The 25,934-nt window shown below is 57.1% G+C and carries 26 protein-coding genes and 1 tRNA gene; 13 read left to right on the top strand and 14 right to left on the bottom strand.

The genetic code is table 11. The features are described from left to right. Window positions 1–23: 23 nt before the first annotated feature. Complete coding sequence (locus tag ACR0KC_RS00750; protein WP_480704548.1) at window positions 24–632, bottom strand: tetratricopeptide repeat protein; 609 nt, start codon at window positions 630–632, stop codon at window positions 24–26. Window positions 633–662: 30 nt separating this feature from the next. Here ACR0KC_RS00750 and ACR0KC_RS00745 point away from each other — a divergent pair, with 30 nt between their 5' ends. From ACR0KC_RS00745 to ACR0KC_RS00735, 3 genes are all read left to right on the top strand, one after another. Beyond that, on the top strand, window positions 663–953 hold the full coding sequence (locus ACR0KC_RS00745) for an SCP2 sterol-binding domain-containing protein (protein WP_170393409.1): 291 nt from the start codon (window positions 663–665) through the stop codon (window positions 951–953). Next, entirely contained in the window at window positions 953–1,924 is a 972-nt protein-coding gene (locus ACR0KC_RS00740) for an alpha/beta fold hydrolase (protein WP_480771367.1), read from the top strand. Before ACR0KC_RS00745 ends, ACR0KC_RS00740 begins: the two co-directional genes overlap by 1 nt. 79 nt (window positions 1,925–2,003) lie before the next feature. Beyond that, window positions 2,004–3,824 (top strand): M3 family oligoendopeptidase, encoded by a 1,821-nt coding sequence (locus tag ACR0KC_RS00735; RefSeq protein WP_480771366.1) that lies wholly within the window; start codon window positions 2,004–2,006, stop codon window positions 3,822–3,824. A gap of 27 nt (window positions 3,825–3,851) precedes the next feature. Here the strand turns inward: ACR0KC_RS00735 and ACR0KC_RS00730 are convergent, their stop codons facing one another. Genes ACR0KC_RS00730 through ACR0KC_RS00720 form a run of 3 tightly spaced genes read right to left on the bottom strand, consistent with a single transcriptional unit; the run spans window position 3,852 to window position 6,061 of the window. Further along, complete coding sequence (locus tag ACR0KC_RS00730) at window positions 3,852–4,745, bottom strand: DMT family transporter (protein ID WP_170393415.1); 894 nt, start codon at window positions 4,743–4,745, stop codon at window positions 3,852–3,854. Between the two features lie 15 nt (window positions 4,746–4,760). Continuing rightward, a complete protein-coding gene (locus tag ACR0KC_RS00725; RefSeq protein ID WP_480771365.1) occupies window positions 4,761–5,030 on the bottom strand; it encodes a DksA/TraR family C4-type zinc finger protein in 270 nt (89 codons plus the stop codon). Window positions 5,031–5,086: 56 nt separating this feature from the next. After that, window positions 5,087–6,061 (bottom strand): Gfo/Idh/MocA family protein, encoded by a 975-nt coding sequence (locus ACR0KC_RS00720; protein ID WP_480771364.1) that lies wholly within the window; start codon window positions 6,059–6,061, stop codon window positions 5,087–5,089. A 339-nt stretch (window positions 6,062–6,400) separates the two neighbouring features. Between ACR0KC_RS00720 and ACR0KC_RS00715 the strand changes: the two genes are divergently transcribed. After that, window positions 6,401–7,468 (top strand): fasciclin domain-containing protein, encoded by a 1,068-nt coding sequence (locus ACR0KC_RS00715; protein ID WP_480771363.1) that lies wholly within the window; start codon window positions 6,401–6,403, stop codon window positions 7,466–7,468. Between the two features lie 47 nt (window positions 7,469–7,515). Here ACR0KC_RS00715 and rpoH read toward each other — a convergent pair whose 3' ends face one another. Together rpoH and ACR0KC_RS00705 are read right to left on the bottom strand one after the other, a co-directional pair. Then, window positions 7,516–8,412 (bottom strand): RNA polymerase sigma factor RpoH, encoded by an 897-nt coding sequence (gene rpoH, locus ACR0KC_RS00710; RefSeq protein ID WP_170393423.1) that lies wholly within the window; start codon window positions 8,410–8,412, stop codon window positions 7,516–7,518. A gap of 147 nt (window positions 8,413–8,559) precedes the next feature. Continuing rightward, window positions 8,560–9,594, bottom strand: coding sequence for an RluA family pseudouridine synthase (locus ACR0KC_RS00705; protein ID WP_480771362.1), 1,035 nt, complete (start codon window positions 9,592–9,594; stop codon window positions 8,560–8,562). On the opposite strand from ACR0KC_RS00705, the gene ACR0KC_RS00700 reads away from it, so the two are divergent. Beyond that, on the top strand, window positions 9,593–9,895 hold the full coding sequence (locus ACR0KC_RS00700; RefSeq protein WP_480704541.1) for a DUF6476 family protein: 303 nt from the start codon (window positions 9,593–9,595) through the stop codon (window positions 9,893–9,895). The genes ACR0KC_RS00705 and ACR0KC_RS00700 overlap by 2 nt on opposite strands. Before the next feature lie 2 nt (window positions 9,896–9,897). On the opposite strand, the gene ACR0KC_RS00695 is transcribed toward ACR0KC_RS00700, so the two are convergent. The 5 genes from ACR0KC_RS00695 to ACR0KC_RS00675 form a co-directional block, all read right to left on the bottom strand. Then, complete coding sequence (locus ACR0KC_RS00695; RefSeq protein WP_480704539.1) at window positions 9,898–11,898, bottom strand: tetratricopeptide repeat protein; 2,001 nt, start codon at window positions 11,896–11,898, stop codon at window positions 9,898–9,900. 155 nt (window positions 11,899–12,053) lie between these two features. Next, on the bottom strand, window positions 12,054–13,187 hold the full coding sequence (nagA, locus tag ACR0KC_RS00690; RefSeq protein ID WP_223118203.1) for an N-acetylglucosamine-6-phosphate deacetylase: 1,134 nt from the start codon (window positions 13,185–13,187) through the stop codon (window positions 12,054–12,056). Beyond that, the gene (locus tag ACR0KC_RS00685) at window positions 13,184–14,212 is read right to left on the bottom strand and encodes an SIS domain-containing protein (RefSeq protein WP_480704537.1); all 1,029 of its coding nucleotides are present in this window, start codon (window positions 14,210–14,212) and stop codon (window positions 13,184–13,186) included. The genes nagA and ACR0KC_RS00685 overlap by 4 nt, the downstream gene beginning before the upstream one ends. A gap of 12 nt (window positions 14,213–14,224) precedes the next feature. Next, on the bottom strand, window positions 14,225–14,980 hold the full coding sequence (locus ACR0KC_RS00680) for a GntR family transcriptional regulator (protein ID WP_170393434.1): 756 nt from the start codon (window positions 14,978–14,980) through the stop codon (window positions 14,225–14,227). Beyond that, on the bottom strand, window positions 14,967–15,854 hold the full coding sequence (locus ACR0KC_RS00675) for a glucosamine kinase nucleotide-binding domain-containing protein (protein WP_480704535.1): 888 nt from the start codon (window positions 15,852–15,854) through the stop codon (window positions 14,967–14,969). Before ACR0KC_RS00675 ends, ACR0KC_RS00680 begins: the two co-directional genes overlap by 14 nt. Before the next feature lie 159 nt (window positions 15,855–16,013). Between ACR0KC_RS00675 and ACR0KC_RS00670 the strand changes: the two genes are divergently transcribed. From ACR0KC_RS00670 to ACR0KC_RS00645, 6 genes are all read left to right on the top strand, one after another. Further along, entirely contained in the window at window positions 16,014–16,937 is a 924-nt protein-coding gene (locus ACR0KC_RS00670) for an N-acetylmuramic acid 6-phosphate etherase (RefSeq protein WP_480771361.1), read from the top strand. Beyond that, window positions 16,934–18,184, top strand: a complete 1,251-nt coding sequence (locus tag ACR0KC_RS00665; RefSeq protein ID WP_170393441.1) for an ABC transporter substrate-binding protein — start codon at window positions 16,934–16,936, stop codon at window positions 18,182–18,184. Before ACR0KC_RS00670 ends, ACR0KC_RS00665 begins: the two co-directional genes overlap by 4 nt. A 67-nt stretch (window positions 18,185–18,251) precedes the next feature. Continuing rightward, window positions 18,252–19,166: a carbohydrate ABC transporter permease gene (locus tag ACR0KC_RS00660; protein WP_480771360.1), complete on the top strand. Its 915-nt coding sequence runs from the start codon at window positions 18,252–18,254 to the stop codon at window positions 19,164–19,166. Between the two features lie 10 nt (window positions 19,167–19,176). Then, window positions 19,177–20,016: a carbohydrate ABC transporter permease gene (locus ACR0KC_RS00655; protein ID WP_170393445.1), complete on the top strand. Its 840-nt coding sequence runs from the start codon at window positions 19,177–19,179 to the stop codon at window positions 20,014–20,016. Beyond that, a complete protein-coding gene (locus tag ACR0KC_RS00650) occupies window positions 20,013–21,047 on the top strand; it encodes a Gfo/Idh/MocA family protein (RefSeq protein WP_480762304.1) in 1,035 nt (344 codons plus the stop codon). Before ACR0KC_RS00655 ends, ACR0KC_RS00650 begins: the two co-directional genes overlap by 4 nt. Then, complete coding sequence (locus ACR0KC_RS00645; RefSeq protein ID WP_170662208.1) at window positions 21,044–22,039, top strand: ABC transporter ATP-binding protein; 996 nt, start codon at window positions 21,044–21,046, stop codon at window positions 22,037–22,039. Before ACR0KC_RS00650 ends, ACR0KC_RS00645 begins: the two co-directional genes overlap by 4 nt. 27 nt (window positions 22,040–22,066) lie before the next feature. Here the strand turns inward: ACR0KC_RS00645 and ACR0KC_RS00640 are convergent. Beyond that, window positions 22,067–22,153: transfer RNA gene (locus ACR0KC_RS00640), tRNA-Leu, on the bottom strand. Between the two features lie 130 nt (window positions 22,154–22,283). Between ACR0KC_RS00640 and ACR0KC_RS00635 the strand changes: the two genes are divergently transcribed. Together ACR0KC_RS00635 and lipB are read left to right on the top strand one after the other, a co-directional pair. Beyond that, the gene (locus tag ACR0KC_RS00635) at window positions 22,284–22,943 is read left to right on the top strand and encodes a DsbA family oxidoreductase (protein WP_480704527.1); all 660 of its coding nucleotides are present in this window, start codon (window positions 22,284–22,286) and stop codon (window positions 22,941–22,943) included. Between the two features lie 39 nt (window positions 22,944–22,982). Beyond that, the gene (lipB, locus tag ACR0KC_RS00630) at window positions 22,983–23,639 is read left to right on the top strand and encodes a lipoyl(octanoyl) transferase LipB (protein ID WP_480704525.1); all 657 of its coding nucleotides are present in this window, start codon (window positions 22,983–22,985) and stop codon (window positions 23,637–23,639) included. Window positions 23,640–23,953: 314 nt separating this feature from the next. Here the strand turns inward: lipB and ACR0KC_RS00625 are convergent, their stop codons facing one another. Beyond that, window positions 23,954–24,889, bottom strand: a complete 936-nt coding sequence (locus ACR0KC_RS00625; protein WP_170393456.1) for a cation diffusion facilitator family transporter — start codon at window positions 24,887–24,889, stop codon at window positions 23,954–23,956. A 486-nt stretch (window positions 24,890–25,375) separates the two neighbouring features. Then, entirely contained in the window at window positions 25,376–25,795 is a 420-nt protein-coding gene (locus ACR0KC_RS00620) for an HIT family protein (RefSeq protein ID WP_170393458.1), read from the bottom strand. Window positions 25,796–25,934 lie beyond the last annotated feature (139 nt).

Genomic DNA, 25,934 nt, shown 5'->3' with positions numbered 1-25,934 from the left:
CTTTGCCCCCTGCGCCCTGAGACTTACAGCGCCTTGCCTTCAACCTGAGGCTTCAGCCGATTCACGGCATTGGTTACTTCTTCATGATGGGGATGTATAGACAGGGCACGTGAATAGGCCTCAAGCGCTTGTTCTGGCTTGCCCACGATCTCAAAAATGAGGCCAAGGCCGTAAATAGCGTCGTAGTTGTTCGGATTCAGGGTCAATGCCTGTTCAAGATCCGCCGCAGCCATGCCAAACATGTCAATGCCGAAGAAAACCGAAGCGCGCACATGCCAACCCTCGGCAAATTCGGGTGCGTGATCGGTAAGCGCCGTCAAATGATCAAGCGCGGCCTCGACATCCCCGTCATCCAGCGCTTCGCGTCCGCGTTCCAACAGCAAATCCGCTGAAGCCGAACCTGATTGTGACCACAGCGCCTGCAATTGCCGATCCAATCCGATGGCCTGTTCGGGCGTCGATTGTGCCAGTTGCTGCAACAGTGATGCCTCGTCCCGCGAATCCGCCTGCTGCGCGATGCAACTGGTGGAAAACGTGACTATGACGGCAAGTGCCGCGACGGTACGTTTGAGATTGGTGATTGCAATACCCATAACAATGGTCAGTGTAGCGTAGCGACCGGGGATGTCCATTCACGGCGCATGAACAATATGAGGAAGACCATGAGCGATATTCTGGAAAAAGCCGCGGCGGCATTGAATGAGAAACTGTCGGGCGGCGATTTCGATGCGTCAGCCAAATTTGCCATTGCCGATCTGGGTTCTATCATTCTGGATGCAAGCGGTGCGCGGGTAAGCGACGAAGATGCTGATGTGACCCTCAGCGCCGATGCGGACACCTTTGAACAGATTCTCAGCGGCGACCTGAACCCAACCGGTGCGTTCATGTCCGGCAAGCTGAGCGTTGACGGAGACATGGGTATTGCCATGAAACTCGCCTCGGTGCTGGCCTGATGGAGTTTTCGCCGGCCCCCTTATACGAAGACGTGGCCGGCGGCCCTGCCGATGGTGCGGCGCATTGGCTGATAACCGAAGATGGCAAACGTATCCGCGTGGCACATTGGCTGCCCGGAGGCGATACGCACGGCACGGTGATGCTTTTCCCCGGTCGCACAGAATACATCGAAAAATATGGTGATACCGCCAAGGAATTTGTGAACCGGGGCTTTGCAAGTCTCGCGGTCGATTGGCGCGGGCAAGGGCTTGCAGATCGCCTGCTGGATGATCCGCGGATCGGTCATGTCGAACAATTCACCGATTACCAGCACGACGTTCGCTCAATACTGAAACTGGCCGAAAAACTGGAGTTGCCCAAGCCTTGGTACGTCATAGGCCATTCCATGGGCGGGGCTATCGGGCTTCGCGCCGTTCTGGAGGGGGCTGATTTTGCGGCCTGCGCCTTTACGGGCCCGATGTGGGGGATTTTCTTTACACCAATCATGAAGCCTCTCAGCCAGCTAACTGCCTATTGGGGGCCACGCTTGGGCTTGGGCGAGAAAACACCGCCCACCACCACGCTAGAGAGCTATGTGGCCTCACAGCCCTTCGAAGGAAACGTGCTGACACGCGATCCGGCGATGTACCGAATGATGCAGGATCAGTTGGCCGCACACCCTGAACTTGCTTTGGGTGCACCGTCCACCATCTGGCTGCGCGAGGCGCTGGATGAATGCACCTGGCTGATGGAACAGACCGCGCCCGAGATCCCTGCCCTGACCTTCTTGGGCAGCCACGAACAGATCGTAGACCGCAAGGCCATTCGGACACGTATGGCCAACTGGCCTAGCGGTACTCTGGTCGAGATTCCCAACGGCGAACACGAAGTTCTGATGGAGGCACCCGAGGTGCGCGGGCCAGTCTTTGATCAACTTGCTGCACATTTCGCGGCAGCCGCGGCGAAACCAAAACCCGAGCCCTGTCATTAAGGCCCAAGCCGACAGCTTGCTTGTGATCCGGACGTGCCGCGCCTAAATGTTTGCCAACGCAGTTTATTCGAGGTGTTCCATGCGCGACCTTCCCTTTCCCGTCCGTGATGCAAATGCAGGCGGCGGTGCCGATGATCTGGGCAATTTGCCGGAATGGGATCTGACGGACCTCTATGCCTCGGAAGATGCACCCGAACTGGCCCGCGATCTGGACTGGTTGGAGGGCGAATGTGCGTCCTTTGCCACTGATTATGAGGGTAAGCTGGCCGAATTGGACGCAGCTGGCCTACTGACCTGCGTGCTGCGCAACGAAAAGATCAACGCCATCGCCGGGCGGATCATGTCCTTTGCCGGATTGCGCTATTACCAACTGACCACCGACGCGGATCGCGCCAAGTTCCTTTCTGACATGCAGGAGAAGATCACCGTCTTCACCACGCCTCTGGTGTTCTTCACGCTGGAACTGAATCGCATCGACGATGACGCGCTGGCTGCTCATTTTGCCGCCAATGCCGATCTGGCGCGATACGAGCCCGTGTTCCGTCGCATTCGCGCGATGAAACCCTATCAACTGTCTGATGAGTTGGAAAAATTCCTGCACGACCTCGGCGTTGTCGGCGACGCGTGGGAACGCCTATTCGACGAAACAATCGCGGGCCTGACCTTCACCGTCGATGGTGAAGAGCTGAACATCGAAGGTACGCTGAACCTGCTGACCGAGCAGGATCGCGCCAAGCGTGAAGCCGCAGCGCGCGAACTCGCCAACGTTTTCCAAAGCAACATCAAAACCTTCGCGCGCGTTCATAACACGCAGGCCAAAGAAAAAGAGATCGTTGATCGCTGGCGCAAAATGCCATCTGCCCAGACCGGTCGTCACCTGTCGAACGATGTCGAGCCCGAAGTGGTCGAAGCCCTGCGCGAGGCCGTTGTGGCCGCCTACCCCAAGCTGAGCCATCGTTACTACGAACTGAAACGCAAATGGCTTGGTCTGGACGTGATGCAAGTGTGGGACCGTAATGCTCCGTTGCCGATGGAGGACACCCGCATCGTCGATTGGTCAGAGGCCGAGAAGACGGTGATGGACGCCTATAACGCGTTTGATCCTCGGATGGGTGAGATCGCAGCTCCCTTCTTCTCGAAGGGTTGGATCGATGCGGCCGTGAAGCCCGGCAAAGCCCCCGGCGCATTTGCGCATCCCACCGTGACCGAAGTTCATCCCTACGTGATGCTCAACTATCTGGGCAAACCGCGCGATGTGATGACCTTGGCGCATGAATTGGGCCACGGGGTGCATCAGGTATTGGCCGCCGATCAGGGTGAGATGCTTTCATCGACCCCGCTGACCTTAGCCGAAACTGCTTCGGTCTTTGGTGAAATGCTCACTTTCCGCAAAATGCTGGATCAGGCCGAGACAGCGGAGCAGCGCAAGGTGCTTCTGGCCGGTAAGGTCGAGGACATGATCAACACAGTCGTCCGCCAGATCGCCTTCTACGACTTCGAATGCAAACTGCACGCCGCCCGTCGTGAGGGCGAGCTGACACCAGACGACATCAACGCCCTTTGGATGAGCGTTCAGGCTGAAAGCCTTGGCCCCGCATTCGAATTCATGGACGGGTACGAGACCTTCTGGGCCTATATCCCGCACTTCGTCCACTCGCCGTTCTACGTCTATGCCTATGCCTTCGGTGATGGCCTCGTGAACGCGCTGTATTCGGTCTACGAAAGCGGTGCGGACGGGTTCGAGGAAAAGTATTTCGAGATGCTGCGCGCCGGTGGCTCCAAGCACCATAAAGAGCTTCTGGCCCCGTTCGGACTGGACGCCAGTGATCCCGAGTTCTGGGACAAAGGCCTGTCGATGATCTCGGGATTTATTGACGAACTGGAAGCGATGGAAAGCTAAAGTTGAAAGGCAGCCTGTATGGCTGCCTCATTTCTCTTTGGCTGATTTCATCGTCGTCACGAAAATGGCCGTGACAATCAATACCGCGCCAACAATCGAAAGCGGTGTGATCGTTGCGCCCAGAAACAGTGCCGAGTTGACAAAGGTAAACACAACCGAGGCGGCGAATAGCAACGTCGCCGTCAATGTCGACACGCGGGCGGCGGCCTCGTACCAAAGATAATAGGCAAGCGCGGTCGGCAAAACGCCCAGAAGGATCAAGAAGATCACGTCGTTTGCGGTCGGCATCTGAATAGAAAAAGCCGCCAGTGGCACCAGCAAAACGCCCGAACACAAAAAGATGCCAAACAGGAAGTTCAACCTTTCGGCAGTGGTTTCAGATGACTGCATCGCGCGGCTGCTGGAAATCAGGAACACCGCCCAGCTGAGTCCCGCCCCGATTTCCATCAGATCGCCCAGCAGGGGTTCTCCCCCGCCTTGAAAATCCCGATAGACGGTCAGAAACACACCGAGGATCGCCAGCAGGGTCGCCAATACATCAGTCCGGCCAACGGTGGTATCCGCGAAGAAATACAGAAATATCAACACGAAGAACGGCGCGGTATTCTCAAGCACCATCGCATTAGCAGCACCTGTATGTTCCAAACCTATGTGGAACAGGATATAGTTCACCACCGTCGACAACACCGCCAGCCGGAAGTTCCAATCCCTGTACTGGATTGAAACCCGTGCGCCCATTACCCGCAGCATGCAGTAAATCGCAAACGCAGCGATGAACAGGCGTGATACGGCAATCTGCAACCCGCCGAGATCGCTGGTCAGGTACCGCACGATGACACTGTGCGTACCCCATAGAAACGCGGCTAGGAACCCAAGAACCAACCCGTTTTGCAGTACTGATCTCTGCGGCTGATCCTTCACCGGGTGCTCCTCGCGTTATTTCAACTGACTGTCTTTCGAACCTCGCCGATTGATCCCGCCGCGGGTCTTGAAGCTGCTGTCACGCTCTTGCTGACAGTCCGGGCACAGCTTTACGCCGGGCAGAGCAAGGCGGCGTTTTTCGGGGATCGGTTCTTCGCATTCAGCACAATGGGTCAGGCTTTCGCCCACAGGTCGCTTTTGCGCCTGCATCCGCGCCAGTTCATCTGAAATCGACGCTTCGATCTGTTCACTCACCGCGCCATCGCGCGCCCAGCCGCCCGCCATTTAGCCCTCCTGATCCGGTCGGGACAGGATACGCGAGACACCACAGGCGTGGCAAGCTAGAGCGAAACGGCGGCGTCAAAGACCTGATCGATAACCTCTTGTGTGCCCCTCACGAATTCCAACGAACAGGGATATTCAACCCCTTCGCGAACCGATTGGCAGAACGCTTCGACCTGCAATTGATAGTGGTTGTCCGCAGGAAACCGGGGCACCAGAACCTCAAGGCCCGGTCGGTGCAGTTCAACCCGCGCCTCGCCGAACACACGGGCATTGAACGGAGCGGTTAGACGGATCATGCCACCTTCTCCGTGAAACACCATTTCCTGATGTGGATGCATGCGTGTCGAGACATAGGCGGAATAGGTAAATTCGGGAAACTGCGCGCGTATCTCGGTGAAGACATCCACGTCATTTTCCCACCGGATCGCACCGCTGACCGAGACCGGCTCTTGCCCAGTCGCAAACCGAGCGCTGCCGATAACATACACCCCGATGTCACGCAGCCCGCCCCCACCGGTTTCCGCACGGTTGCGGATGTTGCCCGTGTCCGCCCGGTTGTCATAGCTGAACGCCCCGGTGACATGGACCAGCCGGCCGATCGCTCCGTCCGCGATCAGTTTATGGGTCAGATGCCACTGAGGGTGATGCACGATCATATATGCTTCGGCAGCCAGCAAACCCGTCTGGTCCCTCTTTGCGATCAGCGCGTCAAACTCATCGGCCCGCATGGTCATCGGCTTTTCGCACAGCACATGCTTGCCCGCATCCAGCGCCTTCAGGCTCCATTCGACGTGAAGATGGTTGGGCAGCGGGATGTACACCGCCTCAATCTCAGGATCGGCTAGCAATGCCTCATAGCTGTTGTAGACATTCAAATCAGGGCAATATCTGGCAAAGGGCTCGGCCTTGGCCGGATCCGAGGTCGCCAACCCCGCCAGCCGCGCGCCCTCTGCCGCATGGATGGCGGGCGCCATGTGTTGTCGTGCGAATCTGGCTGCACCCAGAACACCCCAATTGACCGGTTTATGCATGCGCGCCCCCTAAAAATTGATGTAACCCGCCCAGGGCGAGCTCAATGTAATTCAGTTCCTGATCTGTCTATCAACCACCTGCCAATAAGTCAGTCCTTTCTCTATCTATTTGAAAATCATACGCCTCGGTAAATTTTTTGATGAGATTAAAAAACCCCGATAACCTTATACTTTATATCGATAATCTAAAATCGATCGGCGTCAAACCTGCCCTCGCAAATCAGTTTTGTTGATCCAGTCTGATACTGCCGCCGTAGCTCAAACATCGACTGAATCATGCTCGGATGGCGCTCTGGCAACATCCGGAGCAACGGCAAACAGGGTGGGAGGCTTACTGAAATGCCAGCAACACATACGATTACAGGAACAGTGCTAAAAAGCGGTGATCCCGGAACGTTTGACAGCGACAATCAGGATTTCGACATTCTCCGCGAAGCGGTGATTGCAGCCGGGCTGGCGGAAACGCTGGACAATCCTGAGTCAGAACTGACCGTCTTTGCCCCAAATGACGCTGCCTTTATTACTCTGGCACAAACGCTTGGGTATAAAGGGGATGACGAGGCTGGAGCATTGGGCCACATCATCAAGGCGCTCACCCTGCTTGGCGGCGGAGACCCTATCCCTTTGCTAACCAACATTTTGAAGTATCACGTGGTCGATGGTGAGTTCGACAGCACAACAGTGGTCGGTCTAGGCGACGGGGCTGAAATCCAAACTCTGCTTGGGTCGTCAGTCGAACTGAACCTTGAAAGCGATCCCCCCAGTCTGGGCGATGCCGATCCGGGCATCGACGATCCCGGCTTGATCGCGTTCGACGTGGATGCGTCAAACGGTATCATTCACGTACTTGACGGCGTACTTCTACCTGTCTCGGTGTCGGGCATTCTGGGCAAAAAGAACACGGACTTTATCCTGGGTGACAGCAGCGATGAATTCATCTTTACCGGACGCGGCAAAGACTTTGTTCACGGTGATGGTGGCAATGACGTGATCAACACCGGCTCGGGCAATGATGTGGCGCTTGGCGGTGCCGGGAACGACATAATCTTCGGGGGGCGCGGAAAGGATATTCTGCGTGGCGATGAAGGCCATGACAAAATCTTCGGAGGTCGTGGGAAAGACATCATCGACGGCGGCGAAGGCAATGACAAACTCTTTGGTGGGCGCGGTAAGGATACGTTTGTATTCGATGAAGGCGACGGTCACGACTGGATTGTCGATTTCCGCGTCGGCAAGGACAAGATCGACCTGTCCGAATACGATGGCATCACCAGCTTTGAGGACATCGAAGACGATATCGACGGAAAGTTCTTCGGGACCAAGATCGAGTTGGACGACGGAGACAGCATCTATCTATCAGGCATCTGGGCAAGCCACCTGTCCGAGTCCGATTTCATTTTCGCATAACTAAAAAAATCAGCCCGCTCATATGGCGGGCTGATATCAGTCTGGGGTTAGTTTGAACCCAGCATACCTTTTTCGCGCGCAAGCTCTCGCATCTTCTTTTGCAGCTTCTCAAACGCGCGCACTTCAATCTGACGAATACGTTCACGGCTGACATTGTACTGCGTGCTCAGCTCTTCCAGCGTAACAGCCTGGTCCATCAGACGGCGCTGAGTCAGGATGTCTTTCTCGCGATCGTTCAGAACATCCAGCGCAGCAGCGAGCAATTCGCGCCGGGCTTCCAATTCATCGCGCGCCTCGTAGTCACCAGCCTGATCGGCATCTTCATCTTCCAGCCAATCCTGCCACTGCATGGTGCCTTCGCCTTCGGACCCCACGGTCGCGTTCAGCGAAGCATCGCCACCGGACATCCGACGGTTCATGCTGATCACTTCTTCCTCGGTCACTCCGAGGTCTTCTGCAATCTTGGCCACGTTTTCAGGACGCAGATCACCTTCTTCCAGCGCGCCAATGCGTGCCTTTGCTTTACGCAGGTTGAAGAACAGCTTTTTCTGCGCCGATGTTGTACCCAGTTTCACCATCGACCACGACCGAAGGACGTATTCCTGGATCGAAGCGCGGATCCACCACATGGCATAGGTCGCCAGCCGGAAGCCTTTTTCGGGGTCAAATTTCTTGACCGCCTGCATCAGGCCCACATTGGCTTCGGAAATCACCTCGGCCTGCGGTAAGCCATAGCCGCGATATCCCATGGCGATCTTGGCCGCCAAGCGCAGATGAGACGTGACCATTTTATGCGCGGCCTCGGTATCCTGTTCCTCGACCCAGCGCTTGGCCAGCATATATTCTTCCTCCGGCTCCAGCAGAGGAAACTTGCGAATCTCCTGCATATAGCGGTTCAGCCCACCCTCGGGTGTCGGCGCTGGAAGATTTGAGTAATTTGCCATTTATTTCTGCCCCTTGGACAAATGTTTAAGCCCTTAACATGGGATATGGGTACCAGACCCGATACATTCAAGAGGATCTGTTAACAGTCTGAGATTAACCCTATGTAAAGGAAAGCTGAAAAGGCCTTTTTCACAAGCCTTTGCAGTTTATTTCAGTGGTTTTCTGAGATTTTCCAGCAGGTCCGCCATATCCTGCGGCAGCGGGGCTTCAAAACGTAATGCCTGGCCCGAGACCGGGTGTTCGAAGCCTAACACTGCTGCGTGCAGAGCTTGGCGGGGGAAAGCCTGCACCGCCTCGGCGGTCTCGGGCGTGAATGCCCGCGCGGCCAGTTTGCGCTTTCCGCCGTAAACCGAGTCTCCGACAAGCCCGTGGCCGGCATGGGCCATATGGACACGGATTTGATGCGTTCGGCCCGTCTCAAGCCAGCATTCGATCAGAGAGAGGCTGCCCGGCGTTCCAAAAACCTCGACAATCCGTGCGCGCGTTACCGCATGGCGCCCACCGTGAAACAACACAGCCTGCTTTTGTCGATCGGTCTTGTGCCGTGCCAGCTGTGTCGTCAGACGCATGATGTTGCCCGGCTCAAAGCTGACACCCTTGATCCCGCGCAGACGTGGATCATTGGCATCAGGCACGCCATAGCAAATCGCGCGATAATAACGCTCGACACTATGCGCCTCGAACTGAGCGGCCAGCCCGTGATGCGCCGCATCTGACTTGGCCACCACCAGCAATCCGCTGGTCTCCTTATCGATCCGGTGCACGATGCCCGGACGCTTGACGCCGCCCACGCCTGAAAGATCATCACCACAGTGATGCAGCAACGCATTGACCAGCGTCCCGTTCGGCGAGCCCGGTGCCGGATGCACCACCATTCCCGCAGGTTTATTGATCACGATCAGATCGTCATCCTCATAGACGACCTCCAGCGGGATATCTTCGGGACCGATGTGGCTGTCCTCAGCCTCGGCCACGGTGATCCCGATCTGCGCACCTTCGGCAATCTTGGCTTTGGGGTCTTCGACTACCGCACCATCGACAGTCACGGCCCCTTCATTGATCAGTCGGGCCAGCCGGGTGCGCGACAGGTTCACTTCCGCTGGCACATCCCGCGCAAGCGCCTTATCAAGGCGGGGCGGCGGAGCGGCCGCGATATGAAACTCTATCAGGCGGGTGCCCATGACTGTCCCTTCCGAACCTCAGGAACCGCAGGAAACACCGCAGCTTCGACTGCTGCGGCGCATGGTCATGCTGTTGACCGCGGTAATGATTGGCGGGGTTCTAGTGACATTCGCCTTGATTGTCATCCGCCTATCGGACCGAACTCCGACTCTGCCGGATCAGATAGACCTGCCGGATGGTGCAAAGGCCCAGGCCGTGACCATCGGCAACAACTGGTATGCGATCGTGACCGACGACAATCGCATTCTGATCTTCGACAAGACGACCGGAAACCTGCGGCAAGAGGTTACGCTGAACTAGTTTCACGCCTGACCCGAAAGTCTATTCAGTTGATTGGTGAACCGCTTGTGGGGCGGATAAAGGTCGCGCGCTTTCTCAAGATAGGGACGCGCCTTGTTCTTGTTGCCGCGACGCATGTGAATCTGGCCCGCCATGCCCTGAATGACGACGGTGACTTCATCCAGATCGGCAGCTTTCAGAATGAACTTTTCACCCTGACCGGTCTTGCCCGTCCGCTCTAGCAAGCGCCCCATGGCAAACAGAAGAAACGGGCTTTCCGGGTCACAAGCTAGCGCCTCTGACATCGTTCGATGCGCAGCTAAGGTATCGCCTTCTGCTTCGTAAAGTTCGGCCAGCCGCTTTTGGTACAAGGCACTTTCCGGCACACCAGCTACGATCTGGCGGGTTTTATCAATGGCGTGGGCCCCGGACAATTCCCCCAGATGCCTCTGTAGTATCACCCTCGCGCCCAACAATCGCGGGTCGTCTGCTGGTACGTCGTGAACCTCATCGAGTGAGGTTGAAAGCGCTTCCAATCTTTGTTGGTGATCAAAGATACGACTTGCGCGTTGATCCAGCGCCAGCTCGGCCCAGTCCAAGAGTATGAAATCGAAGTTGCAAGGACGCCTGACGACAACCTTACGCTGAACCAGATACAGGTTATTGAACGGTGCAAACCGGCGTTGCCGAACGACCTTCTGCAACGACCAATCCACAGGCGGCATTAGCCTAAGCGCAAGTTGGGCGCGGTAGAGCATTCTGGACCCCAGCACCACAACATCCGGCCGTAAGGGTTTGGACCAGAACGCTTTAGCAAAGTGCAGCGTCGCCGCACCGCGCTTGCCCTGCATGCCAAGAACAGCGCCGCGCAACGCGCACAAAACAGAATAGTCTTCGGGCCAGAGATGCGGGTTCTGCAATCCCTCTTTGGCATGTGCCTCGCTTTCCTGCCACTTCGACAGGTAAAAACAGTTCAGGGATTGCAGAAGTGGCATAAAGGCGTTGTCGGCCCCGGCGTCCAGAATAGGTTTCGCACTATCATACGCCTCTTCGCAGCGATCCTGCGCTGACAGATGTTGCACCGCCTTTGAATAGATATGCGCCGCCTCTGAGGGATTCAGAAAGGCCGATGGCCCCTTCGCAACCCGTTCGATGAACCGCGCATTGGCCGCCTGCATCTCATCCTTGGACAATACATCGCGGAACACTTTACGCTGCTGCCCCGAAATCCGGGCTGCAGCCATTGAAAAGCCAGATATGTGTGGCGCGATCACCTGATCCGCCCGTGACATCGCAAAAAGCTCCAGAAAGTCCCGCTGCGCCCGGGTCAGAGCCAACAGATCAGCGATATCCGACATCTGCATGAGCTCCGGAAACCGTTGCTTGAAACGGCCTATCACCTCTGGCTGATCCGAAAACATGATCACCGTCTGGCCCTTGGATTTCTCTAGATGGGCCTCGTAAAACTCGTCAGGTTCGATCTTGGCGGGCCAGATCGAATGCTTCCATGGTAATCCGTTCAGGATTTCTCCGCGCCGAATGTGGTAAGCCGAAACCCCCTGCCCCGAGAGCTTCTGATCCGCGCGATCCATGATCTGACGAACCTCATCCACAAATCCAACGCTATGTATGAAATCGCGATAGCGGGGACGGATGGTTTCGATATCTTCCCACGGGAAGGCAAATATCTCGCTCGCTTCTTCGACCAGAACCGAACGGCCAGACGCCAAATGGTCGATCAGCCGCTCGGGTGATGGATCGTTTTGGAAGGCCCAAATTGGCAGAGCGGTCGCGCTTATCGTGTCGAACTCTGCCTGATCAAGGAAATGCGCATCCATCCAGTCTTTGGTGAATAACTCCTCGGGATGATCCAACTCCGGCGCATCGGCGCCTTGCGGGAACCAGTTCACCCGGTAGTCTGTCCCAAAGTCTTCGGCCAGACGGATACAGGTCAGGATCATCAGCAGGCGCGCGCCCAAACAATCCGTACGCTGACCAATGAAAACGCCACGCGTTTGGATCATTGCGCGATCCGGGTGGTCAATGCCCTGCCAACTATTCCAATTATCTGATACATACAGACATTCCCAAACCACGTTCGCCTAAGGTCTTACACAACCGCTACAGTTGAGGCGAGATGTGAAAAACGCGCTGTTTCGCAATTTGTTGCAACACGAGGTTAAGCAACCGCCGGACGGGCCTGCGACAAATCCGGAGAAATGCGAATGGCCTGCGAGATCAAGTTCAGGCACGCGATTGAGCGCTGGGAAATGATATCCGCCGGAATGCGTGTGGCCGCTGCCAAGGCGTCCGTCAGTGAAACGCCGACATCCGTTGTCAACACGCGCAGCGCGGTGGTCAGGTTCAGATCGGCCCCGGCCAGGGTTCCATCCGGTAAGGTCAGCCTGCTGTTTTCACGTTGGATGACACGCCCTTCCAGCTTGAATTCCTGCAGATCCGTTCCAGCAACGGCCATCGCGTCGCTCACCAGAAACAGATGCCCCGGCCCCTGTTTAGCTGCAAAGGCGGCGCGCATCGTCTGCGGGTGAACATGGATTGCATCCGCTATCAACCCGGCAGACATCGCACCGCTGGACAAGACTGCGCCAACCAGCCCCGGTTCGCGGTTGCCCAACTGACTCATCGCGTTAAACAAATGGGTGGCGCAGTGCGCGCCCGCCTGTGCGTAAGCCACGCAGGTCTGAAACTCGGCATCACTGTGCCCCAACGACACTATGACCCCCGCCTTGCTGAGCGTTTCGACCTGAGCAATCGTGACACTTTCAGGCGCAAGCGTAACCATCAATGCAGGCAACGCCCCTGCCGCTTCTATCAGCTGTGCAAGATCAGCGTCCTGCATCCGGCGGATCAGCCCGCCGTCATGCGCGCCCTTGCGTCGCACCGAGAGATGCGGCCCCTCAAGATGCAAGCCGACAATCCCCTGAACTCCGCGCTGAATGGCCTGAGAAGCAGCAGAAATGGCAGCCGTTGTCTTTTCGGGCGTGTCCGTGATCAGCGTCGGAAGGATCGACGTCGCGCCAAGCTTGCGATGAGCCGCCGCAATACGCTGTAATGTCTCGACCGATGGATCGTCGTTGAACATGACGCCTCCGCCGCCATTCACCTGCAAATCTACATAGCCGGGGCTTAAAATATCGCCCGACAGATCCTGAACCATCTCATCCGAAGGCAACTCGGCTTCGGGCAAAATACTGTCGAGCAGCCCGCCGACGAAACGGGCGGCGTGGCCGTCCTTCAGGGTTTTACCATCAAAGATAGGCCCGCCCGCGAAGGTGATCGTCGCATCGGTCATACCGTCTCCGTCACTTTCCGCAGGTGACGCGGTGCATCGGGATTGATGCCCCGGCGCGTGGCCACAGTTTCGACCATACCGTAGAACGAAGCGATTGAGGCTACCGGATCTGTCATCCAGTGCGTGGTGCGGACATGTGGTAGCCTCACGGCATCAGACACCTGATTGGTCGTTGCGAAGACTTTTGCGCCCTTGGCTGCGAGCGCATCGGCGACTTCGGCGATGTTGGCCTCAGCCGCGTCTCCGGACGAGAACGCAATCACCGGAAAGCCCTGATCCACGATCGAAACCGGGCCATGCAGAACTTCGGCCGAGGAATAGCTTTCCGCATGAATTTGGCAGGTTTCCTTGAATTTCAACGCCGCCTCATTCGAGATCGCCCAGGACATCCCCCGCCCCAGAGTGAACAGGGATTGTCCATCGACTGCCTCGACCACCGCGCTCCAATCGCAGGTGATCGCCCGCGATAAATCTTCCGGCAATTTGTGAATTGCAGCCAGCAAAGTGTCATCACCCTTTACCTCGGCCAACAGCCAAAGCCCGGCGACCAGAGAGGTGACGAAAGTCTTGGTGGCAGCCACGCTAAGCTCGGGGCCTGCAAGGATGGACAGAGCCGAGGTGGCGTTCTGGGCCAGTGCAGACGTGGTATCGTTCGTGATCGCCACCGAATACGCGCCGCCTTCTGTCAGGGACTTCGTCAGCTGTACGATGTCGGGGCTTTGACCCGATTGGGATACCGAAATACACAGCGCACCGGGGCATCGCATATCGACCCCGTAGATCGATTTCACGCTCGGCCCAACCGAGGCCATGGGCAGGCCCAGCAGCAGTTCCGAAGCGTATTTCAGAAAGCTGCAGGCATGGTCCGACGAACCTCGCGCAACCGAAATCAGGAAGCCGGGATCGTGCGCGCAGATCGCGCTTGCGGTCTTTGTAATCGCCGTGGCACCATCAGTGAGAAGCCGATCAACGGCAAAAGGTATCTCATTGATTTCCTGCCGCATTTGAGTTGTATCGCTGGACATGAGCCCCGCCTTTCAGGTTGACAGACGCAGCTCTGCTACGAAATCGTAGGCATCGCCGTGATAGATGGATCGGGTCAGTTCAGCAACGCGCCCGCTTTCTAGATACGAGGTCCGCTGAATGCGCAGTCCCGCCGTACCTTCAGCAACGTCCAGCAATCCAGCCTCGGTTGCTTCGAGATTGATGGCCGAGATTTTCTGGATCGCGCGCACCGGACGATTGCCTGAGTGTTCGAGAAAGGCATAGAGAGATCCGGTAACCTCAGTCGGGTTGGGCAATATATCCAGCGGCAACGCCGCGCGTTCCAGCGCCATCGGTCGCCCGCCAGCCGCGCGCAGACGATGAATGCGGGCGACCTGATCACTCGCCGATAGGCCCAGCGCCAGCATCTCATCAGGTGACGGCAGGAATATTCCGCGCTCCAACCAGGTTGAAGTCGTTTCAAAACCGCGCCTCTCCATGTCTTCGGTGAACGAGGTCAGGTGCGACAGCGACTGCTCAACCCGTGCAACCGCTTGACGCACGAATGACCCCGAGCCTTGCCGCTGTTCAATCGCACCTTTGCGCACAAGTTCCTGAATCGCCTTGCGGACCGTCACCCGCGACAGGTCCGTCAGCTCGGCAATCTCGCGCTCGGGCGGGAGTGAACTGTTCGGAGCCAGAATACCCTCTTCAATCCCCTGCTCCAGCCGCTGCCGCAGCTGTACGTATCGGGGACCGGCGGTCTGACCCAGCCAACCCTCGGGCCGCAAGAAGTCAGCAACGCTCATGTCGGGTCTCCTTTTGAAAGGCGTGGGCCAACGCGATGGCACCGGTCAACGGATCGCCCAGCGGGTCGGCCAATTCCTGTTGCATTGGCGCAGGCAGAAATTCCGCATATTGCGGGCCGATGCCGCCGGTCAGGCAGATCGAAAGGCCGGGCATCCAGCCCATCGCCAACATCTGATCCGCCAGATACTGTGCACTATCCTCCATGATCGACAGCGCAAGCGCATCTCCTTGCTTTGCGTGTTGCGTGACAACAGGCGCCAGCGCTCCGAACTCGGTAGGCGACATCTTGGAGGCGGTCCTGACAATCCCAGCAGCGCCATCAAAACGCGACAACAGGCTGTCCGCCAAATCAGACGCAGGCTTCAGAGCGTCCACACAGTCAAGCGTAAAGGCCAAAGCCCGCCGCCCAACCCATTGCGCCGAGGCCTGATCCCCGAGAACAGGTCCCCAGCCCCCGGCAAATGACCTGCGATCCCCATTCTGGACCGCCAGAAAAGAGCCCGTTCCGCAATGCGCTACGAATCCGTCTTTCGAACCCAACGCACCACGCAATGCGGCTGGCCTGTCATCTTCAATCAGAACATGGTCAAATGGCAGCTTTTCTGCCAGCCGATCAGCCAGCTCGCACCCCGTGATACCGGCCAGCCCCAAGTAGGCTGGCGCACGAGAAATTTGAGTTGCCTCTTGTCCGGCAAGTCGGGCCAAAGCAGCAATTCCGTGCATCAACTCAGCGCAGGCTGCGTCAAAATCGGTTGATACATTTGCCGCACCAACCTCGACACACTGAACCGCAGAGCCGTCTGAAACAGCAAGACGGCAGCGTGTTCCACCGCCATCAGCGGCCAGCACAATGGTATCAGAAGGGCGACTCATGGAGATACCTTTATAATACCTATTTCTAATTTTGAAGACCAAATTCCACAATAATGCAGTAATAGTTGTCTAAATCTTGAAAATAGTGGGTATAAAAATAAAATGGTAGACTAATGGTATCTAAAAGGTATGATATTCAAAATCTCGGGGGAGAATCACGTGACCAAGCCAGTTACCGAACAGCTACATCAAGACGCGATCGGACTTGACGCCCGACCGCTGACTGAGGTAGCCGAGCTGCTGGCCCGCTCGCAAGCCGACGCTGCCGCTGCCCCGCTTTCCTCGCTGCCCACCCTCTGCGCAGGCGCAAAAGCTATGGCGCAATCCATCCGATCGGGCGGGGTTTTGCGCTATTTGGCGGCAGGCTCTTCCGGCTTGATGGCCGCCTCGGATGCGCTGGAACTGGGGGGAACTTTTTCGATACCAGCCCGCCAGATTCGCATCCACATGGCAGGTGGATTGCCCTCAGGGGTAGAGATGCCGGGAGATGTCGAAGATGCCACCAACGGCCTTGCTCGTGAACTGGCCGATCTTTCTGCCAAAGACACCTTGATCACCGTCTCGGCCAGCGGAACCACACCGTACACAACCGCAGCAGCGCGGATCGCGCGGGACAGAGGCGCCACAGTTATCGGCATTGCCAATAACGGGGGCACCGAACTGTTGCAGCTTTCTGACCATCCAATCCTGCTTTCGACACCACCTGAACTGATCTCGGGCTCTACCCGCATGGGCGCTGGTACAGCGCAGAAAATCGCACTGAACATGCTTTCGACGCTGATGGCGATGGAGCTGGGGCATATTCAGGACGGCATGATGATCAATTTGCGCGCTGACAATGACAAGCTACGCGCCCGAGCCAACGGGATCGTCTGTCAGTTGACCGGCGTTTCCTCGGCGCAGGCTACAAAGGCGTTGACTGCGGCAGAGGGCAACCTCAAATGCGCGGCCCTTTTGGCTGTAGGCGCAGGGTCCCTGGACGCGGCGCAAGCAATGCTAAACAACACCGACGATCACCTCCGCCCTGCGCTGGAGCGGATGAAACAAAACCAAGAAACCATCAACCTGGGAGATATCAAATGACACGCAAAGTTCTTAGCCTTGCCTTGATGAGCACGGCGCTGGTCACAAGCGCCTATGCGCAAGAGGCCACTTTGACCATCGAAAGTTGGCGAAACGACGATCTGGCGTTGTGGCAGGAAAAGATCATTCCAGCGTTCGAGGCCGAGAATCCCGGCATCAAAGTGATCTTCTCGCCCTCAGCACCGGCAGAATACAACGCTGTCTTGAACTCGAAGCTCGAGGCCGGTTCGGCTGGCGATCTGATTACCTGCCGTCCGTTTGATGCCTCGCTTGCGCTATACGAGTCGGGGCACCTGACCGATCTGTCTGATCTTGAGGCCATGGGAAATTTCTCGGACGTGGCCAAATCTGCGTGGCAAACCGATGACGGTTCGGCCAGTTTCTGCGTCCCGATGGCGTCAGTGATTCACGGCTTCATCTACAACAAGGATGCGTTCAACGAGCTGGGCATCGAAGTTCCAACTACCGAAGCTGAGTTCTTTGCCGCCCTCGATAAGATCAAGGAAGACGGTACCTATATCCCGATGGCGATGGGCACCAATGACCAGTGGGAAGCCGCAACGATGGGCTATAACAATATCGGCCCAAACTACTGGAAGGGTGAAGAAGGTCGTCAGGCGCTGATCAAAGGCGAGCAGAAGCTGACCGACCCCCAGTGGGTCGCCCCGTATGCGACACTGGCCAAGTGGGCCGACTATCTCGGCGACGGGTATGAAGCGCAAACCTATCCCGACAGCCAAAACCTGTTCACGCTGGGTCGTGCAGCGGTCTATCCAGCAGGCAGCTGGGAAATCTCGGGCTTCAACACGCAGGCCGATTTCGAAATGGGCGCCTTTAAGCCACCGGTCCAGAACGCGGGCGATACCTGCTATATTTCGGACCACACCGATATCGGCATAGGCATGAACGCGGCGAGCGAAAACCAAGAAGCTGCGCGCACCTTCCTGGCTTGGGTCGCAAGCCCGGAATTCGCCAGCATCTTCGGTAACGCACTACCTGGTTTCTTCCCGCTGTCCAGCACTCCGGTCGAGCTGGAAGATCCACTGGCCAAGGAAATCGTCGGTTGGCGGGATGAGTGCGAAAGCACAATCCGCTCGACCTACCAAATCCTGTCGCGCGGCACGCCGAACCTCGAAAACGAGACTTGGGGTGCATCCGTTGCAGCCATCAAGGGTGCCGAGACACCCGAGGCACTGGGTCAGCAACTGCAAGACGGTCTGGCCAGCTGGTACGCACCACATCAGTAACACCTAGGCCACTCACACCGGACGCGGCTACCGCGTCGCGTCCGGACCTTTTTCCCCGGAGATTCCCATGCAGACCCGCCGCATACGCTGGCACATTGCCGTTTTCCTCGCCCCTGCGGTGATGGTCTACACGGCAGTGATGATCTTCCCCTTGTTCAACACACTGCGCCTCGCGCTGTTCTCCGAGGTTGATCAGACACGTATCTACGTGGGCTTGCAGAATTTCCGCACCCTGTTCTTCGATCCGATCTGGTCCGAGCAGTTCTGGAACGCTTTGGGCAACAACTTCTGGTTCTTCCTGATCCACATGCTGGTTCAGAACCCCATCGGCATCGCTTTGGCCGCGCTTCTGTCGCATCCACGCTTGCGGTTTGCCGCGCTCTATCGGTCCGCGATCTTCATTCCGACCATTCTGAGCTTTGTGATCGTCGGTTTCGCGTGGAAGCTGATATTGTCCCCGCTTTGGGGCATCGCACCTTCAATGCTGGACGCCATTGGTCTGAAGTCGCTGTTTGCACCATGGCTGGGCAAGGAAGAATACGCGCTGACAACACTGGCACTTGTCTCGGTCTGGCAATTCGTCGGCATCCCGATGATGTTGATCTACGCCGCCCTGCTGTCGATCCCCGAAGAGATCATTGAAGCCGGAGAAATAGACGGCATCACCGGTGCTTCGGCGTTCTGGAAGATCAAGCTGCCGCTGATCATTCCCTCGATTGGCATCATCTCGATCCTGACATTCGTCGGCAATTTCAACGCGTTCGATCTGATCTATGTATCGCAAGGTGCACTGGCGGGCCCGGATTTCTCAACCGACATCCTCGGCACCTTCATGTACCGCACCTTCTTTGGCTTCCAGCTGCAACTTGGCGACCCGCATATGGGCTCCGCCATCGCTGGCGCCATGTTCGCCATCATTCTCGTGGGTGTCTGCATCTACCTCTTCGGCATCCAGACCCGGATGCGCCGGTACCAACTGTGAGGATAGCCGGATGAACAAAGCACGCCATAACCCGCTGAACACGGCCGCCATGCATGGGGCGCTGATCCTCTACACGTTGATCGCCCTCTTCCCGGTCTTCGTGATCATCATCAACAGCTTCAAAACCCGACGCTCGATTTTCCGCGAGCCACTCGCCCTGCCCGATGCCGAAAGCTTCTCGCTGATCGGTTACCAGACGGTGATGAAACAAGGGGATTTCTTCCTTTATTTCCAAAACTCGCTGATCGTGACCGTGGTGTCGCTGGCCTTCGTTCTGCTGTTCGGCGCCATGGCCGCCTTTGCCCTGAGCGAATACAAATTCAAGGGCAACACTCTGATGGGTCTCTATCTGGCGCTTGGGATTATGATCCCGATCCGCATCGGCACCGTGGCGATACTTGAGATGATGGTGGCAACCGGTTTGGTGAACACCCTTTGGGCCCTGATCCTTGTCTATACCGCGCAAGGTCTGCCGCTGGCGGTGTTCATCCTGTCTGAATTCATGCGGCAAGTCTCGGACGATCTGAAGAACGCAGGCCGCGTCGATGGGCTGTCCGAATACACCATATTCTTCCGATTGGTCCTACCGCTGGTCCGCCCCGCCATGGCGACCGTGGCCGTGTTCAACATGATCCCCATCTGGAACGACCTCTGGTTCCCGCTGATCCTTGCCCCGGCCGAGGAAACCAAAACACTGACGCTGGGCAGCCAGGTCTTTATCGGCCAGTTCGTCACCGACTGGAACGCGGTTCTGTCGGCGCTCAGCATGGCGATCCTGCCGGTGCTGGTGCTCTATGTCATCTTCTCGCGCCAACTGATCCGCGGCATCACTTCAGGAGCTGTGAAATGACCAAAGTTCTGATCGCCGGCCTCGGCAATATGGGGCTGAGCCACGCTTTGGCCCACCACAACCACCTAGACGCGCAGATTGTTGGGTTGGTGAACCGATCCGGTCGCGTGGATCATCCAGATCTGTCGATCTATCCGGCCTATTCGGATTTTCACACCGCTCTGGCAGAGACCAAGCCCGATCTGGTGGTCGTGGCGACCTACTCCGACAGCCACGCCGATTTCGCCTGCGCGGCGATGGAGGCCGGGGCGCATGTATTTGTCGAAAAACCGCTAGCGACCACTGTGGCAGATGCCAAGCGTGCTGTCGAAAAGGCCATTGAGACCAACCGCAAACTGGTGATCGGCTACATCCTGCGACACCATCCTTCGTGGATGCGCCTGATTTCCGAGGCGCGCGACCTGGGCGGGCCCTACGTGTTCCGGCTGAATCTCAACCAACAAAGCAGCGGGGCCGAGTGGGAAACACACAAAGCTCTGATGCAGACCACCTCGCCCATCGTCGATTGCGGTGTGCATTATGTCGACGTGATGTGTCAGATCACTGACTCCGACCCCGTGCGAGTCCACGGCATGGGCCTGCGCCTAAGCGATGAGATCGCCGAAGACATGTACAACTACGGCCAGTTTCAGGTGGTCTTCGAGGATGGCTCGGTCGGCTGGTATGAGGCCGGTTGGGGCCCGATGATGTCCGAAACCGCGTTCTTCGTGAAAGACATCGTGTCGCCCAACGGCTCGGTCTCGATCACCGATGGCAACAAGGGCGCATCCGCCGATATCGACGGACACACCAAGGTTGGCGGCCTTCTGGTCCATCGCCCCGATGGCGACCAGACAATCGACATGCCCGATGAGCCCGGCCATCAGCAGCTCTGCGATGCCGAACAAGCCTATATGCTGCGCGCCATCGCCGAGGACATCGACCTGACCCGCCATATGAACGACGCCGTGCAATCGCTGGCCATCTGTCTAGCTGCCGATGAAAGCATCCGCACTGGCCAACCCATTTCGCTGAAAGAGGCACGCACATGACCGCCCTGACGCTGACAAACGTGAACAAGTCCTTCGGCACTGTCGAGGTACTGAAAGATATTAACATCGAAGTCGAAGACGGAGAATTCGTCGTCTTCGTCGGCCCCTCCGGCTGCGGCAAGTCCACCCTGCTACGCGTGATCGCGGGGCTGGAGGACGTGACCTCGGGCGAAGTGCGCATTGGCGGAGAGGTGATGAACCTAACGCCCCCCTCGAAACGCGGCATCGCGATGGTGTTCCAAAGCTATGCACTCTATCCCCACCTGAATGTGCGCAAGAACATGTCGCTGGCACTGAAACAGGAAGGCCAGAGCAAGCAGGTCATCGAAGAACGCGTCGCCAAGGCCAGCAAGATGCTGAACCTTGAGCCCTATATCGACCGTTACCCCTCAGAACTGTCAGGCGGCCAGCGCCAACGCGTCGCGATCGGTCGCGCCATTGTACGCGAACCCAAACTGTTCTTGTTCGACGAGCCCTTGTCCAATTTGGACGCTGCCCTGCGTATGAATACGCGACTGGAAATCGCCAACCTGCATCAGCAGCTCGATGCATCGATGATCTACGTCACCCACGACCAGACCGAGGCGATGACGCTCGCTGACAAGATCGTCGTCCTGCGCGACGGGCGCGTTGAACAGGTTGGCAGCCCGATGGAGCTATATAATAACCCCGCCAACCAGTTCGTCGCGGGTTTCCTTGGCGCTCCGTCGATGAATTTCTTCCCCGCCAGCGTAATCGGCGACAGCGCGGACACAACATTGGGCATCCGCCCAGAGGACTTGTACTTATCCGACGAAGGCCCCCTGACCGCAAACGTGACCCATGTTGAGCATCTGGGTGGAGACACAAACGTGATCGCGATGATGCAAGACCACCAGATAACCGCGCGCCTGTTCGGCCAGCATCAGGTCAACGCTGGTGAATCCGTCCATTTCGGCTACGCCCAGGATCGAACCTACCGCTTCAACCAACAGGGCGCCCGTCTCACCTGACAATTTCGGGTAACGATTTCAGGATGTTGGTGCGGTCGAGAAGACTCGAACTTCCACGGGTGTTACCCCACAGCGACCTCAACGCTGCGCGTCTACCAATTCCGCCACGACCGCACTGCCAATGACTTGGTAGAGGGGCGTATAGACGCTGAGCCGCGCGATGTGAAGAGGCAAAAACACAGCCGATTGAAATCACGTGCTTTAGCCATATCTAACCGCGATACAATGCAATCTGGAGCAGCCCATGCCCTCGCCCGATCCCCGCCCTACCGTGCAGATTGATGTCGTCTCGGATGTGGTCTGTCCGTGGTGTATTGTCGGCTTTCGTCAACTCGATGCCGCACTGAAGCAAGAGAATGTGCTGGCCCGATTGCGCTGGCATCCGTTCGAACTGAACCCCAACATGGGGCCAGAGGGACAGAATCTGAGGGAGCATATTGCCGAGAAATATGGCTCGACGCCCGAACAAAGCCAGCAGGCGCGCGAGCGGTTGACTGCGTTGGGCACTGAACTTGGGTTCACCTTCAATTTCACTGATGACAGCAGAATCGTGAACACCTTTGCCGCGCATCAACTGCTTGACTGGGCGGAAACACAGGGGCGTCAGCATCCGCTGAAACTGACCCTGTTCGAAACCTATTTCACCAAGCAACAGGATGTCTCTGACGTCGAAGTGTTGATGGGCGCGGTCGAGACGGCCGGGCTCAACCCGGAGGCGGCGCGAACCGCACTTGAATCAGGTGCGCATGCCCAACCGGTGCGTGAAAAACAAGATTTCTGGACCAGCCGAGGCATCTCGGGCGTGCCTTCGATGGTGTTTGGAGGGAAATATCTGCTGACCGGCGCACAGGGCACGGACACTTATGCGCAGGTCCTGCAACGCTGCCTGGCCGAGGCCGCCTGACCCCTTCCCCCTACCCCGCAGACGGTCTAAGGAACGAGCATGGAATGGAAGACTACCGACGGGCTGATCGACTACGACGAGGCCACTGCCTTCATGGAGGCGCGCGTTGCCGCGATTGCAGCGGGTGAGGCGGACGAATGCATTTGGCTGTTGGAACACCCTCCGCTTTATACCGCTGGGACTTCTGCCAAGCGAGAAGATCTGACCGATCCGGATCGCTTTCCGGTCTATGAAAGCAAGCGCGGTGGACAGTACACCTATCACGGCCCCGGTCAGCGCGTTGTTTACGTCATGCTTGATGTGGGCAAACGCGGTCATGATGTGCGCCGCTTTGTGCAGCAGCTTGAGGCATGGGTGATTGCGGCTCTGGCCGAGTTCAATGTCATCGGTGAGATCCGCGACGGCCGCGTGGGCGTCTGGGTGCAACGGCAAGACAAGCCGCTGACGATCACCGGCCAGCCAGCCGAGGACAAGATCGCGGCCATCGGCATTCGCCTGCGGAAATGGATCAGCTTTCACGGCATCTCAATCAATGTCGAGCCGGACCTGTCACATTTCACCGGAATCGTGCCCTGCGGAATTCAGGAACACGGGGTGACCTCACTGGTCGATCTTGGGTTGCCGGTGACCATGGATGACGTCGATGTTGCGCTAAAAAAGACCTTTGATGAGGTCTTCGCCACCGAGGGCGCCTAGTTTATAGGTGATTCCACGTATTCGGATAGATCTGGCCAGAATACGCAAAAGACAATGCTAGTATTTGGGGCACTCTGTTTCGAAAATCATTCAGAAAATTCCTTTGAATGGCCTCAATTCGCCTCAAATTCAGGGATTCTTCACATCCTCTCCTTACAAACGCCATCTGACCACATAGTATGTAATGACCGTTCATGAGTGAGTGGTGTGTTAACCGGTGATCTCAGGGCTGCCCTGCGAAATCCGTGAAAGTGTTTGGTTACGAGTCTGCCGTTCCGACCCCATATCGGAACGGCAATTCTCGTTTTAGGCCCCTAAATCTGTTGATGCCCAAATCGGGTTGATCCGACGCAAGCGTGCCCGCTGGCTTCGATTTCAAGCGTAACATGACCAAGCCCAAACTTGTTCTGCAGAACCTGCTTGACCATCACCCGGATATCCTCGGCACTATCTTGTGCGTCGGGTTTGATGACCAGATGCGCCGACAGCGCGGGCTCACGCTCCTGCATGCTCCACAGATGGATGTGGTGAACTCCTGCCACGCCCGATACGCCTTCAATGGCTGTGGCGACCTCTTCCGGATCCAATTCTGTTGGCGCGCCCAACATCAGAACGCGTATGGTTTCACCGATCTCGGATTTGACGTGCCAAAGGATGTAAAGTGAGATCATGATGGTGACCGCTGGGTCGACCCAAGTCCAGTTGAAGACAATTACAGCGGTACCTGCGACAATCACGGCGACGGACCCCAATGCATCGGCCACATTGTGCAGGAATGCCGCACGAATATTCATGCTGTCCTTGGACATGGAATAGGTCAGCATAGCGGTGACAAGGTCGACGACCAATGCGATCCCAGCGATCCAGACAACGATCCAGCCATTAACCGGCTCGGGCTCGACAAACCGCATTACGCCTTCGTACAGCAGATAGACCGACAGAACGATCAGTGTTGTGTAGTTAACCAGCGCCGCTACAACCTCGGCCCGGCCATACCCGAAACTCATACGCGCGTTTGCGGGTCGACGAGCGATCTTGCGAGCAAAGAATGCGATGACCAGCGCAATCGCATCTGACAGGTTGTGCAAGGCGTCCGCAATCAAGGCGAGCGAACCTGAAATAACCCCGCCCACAATCTGTGCCAGCGTCAAGAACATATTGACCGCGATGGCCCAGGCAACGCGCGCATCTCCGGCCTGCGGATCAACATGCGCGTGGCTGTGCCCTTTGTGGGAATGCTGATGAGCCATTTTAGTGTGTCCTATTTACTGAATCACCATGCTACATAATTCCTCTAGTGACTAGAGGTTCAAGGGGGTGTTTTCGAAAATGAATGCAATCGGGGCTCCCTCATTTCGCACTGGATTCAAAGCACCTACGATCCGGTTCTGGACTTCTACCGCCGTTCGAACCTATTGCGGGTAATCGGCGCCGCTATGACGAAACCGCGCTGCGGCGGTTGCAATGCGTACGCCATGGCCAAGATCTGGCCACCCGCTGGCCTAATTAGAGGCTTTGCTCACACTCGAAAGTGCAAATGGAAAAACTTGAACCGGGCTAATGAAATCGCCGGACAGCAGCCTGATGTTTTACGAGCCCGGATCGCACGCATGAAATGAATGGAACAAGACTGATCCGTATTCCTCAGGTCTGCGACGGGCAGCGCTGTTACGCAAGTGTCGTGCTCCATGCGTTTGGTGATCACGACGCCTGCGACAGCTCGCTTCGAAGGTGGATCAGGTCAGTGCCGCGCGGATCTTGTCGGCGTGTTGAGCAATCAGGTCAAAATCGCCCATTTTACCGGGTGGGCGTATCGAGACGCCCTCGTGGCGCGGCAATACATGCACATGAAGGTGAAATACCTCTTGCCCGCCTGCGGCCTCATTGAATTGCTGAACGGTGACGCCATCAGCGTCAAACGCTTCTTTCACAGCGTGAGCCATCTTCTGTACCGTCGCCATCACCGCTGCCAGTTGCTCGGGCGTTGCATCCAGCATGTTGCGACAGGGGGTTTTGGGGATCACCAACAAATGCCCGTCCGCCCGGGGCATGATATCCATCAGCGCGACGGTGTCGTCGTCTTCATACACACGGTTTGACGGGATTTCTCCGCGCAGGATCTTGGCAAAGACATTTTCGGGATCATAAGCGGTCATTACAGGCCTCCGGTGTTGGACTTACCCGTTGTTCTGAGCCGCCGCTTGATGCGGGTCAAGCGGGTTTCCCCGTCACCACTTGTAATCGCGGACTGAATCCCCAAATCCCTCGCATCCGAGGTCAGATTATCGCGCAGCA

It is taken from the genome of Ruegeria sp. CF3 (assembly GCF_056537365.1).
Note: the sequence above shows the minus strand (reverse complement) of the source record. Positions and strands in the feature narration are given on the sequence as shown.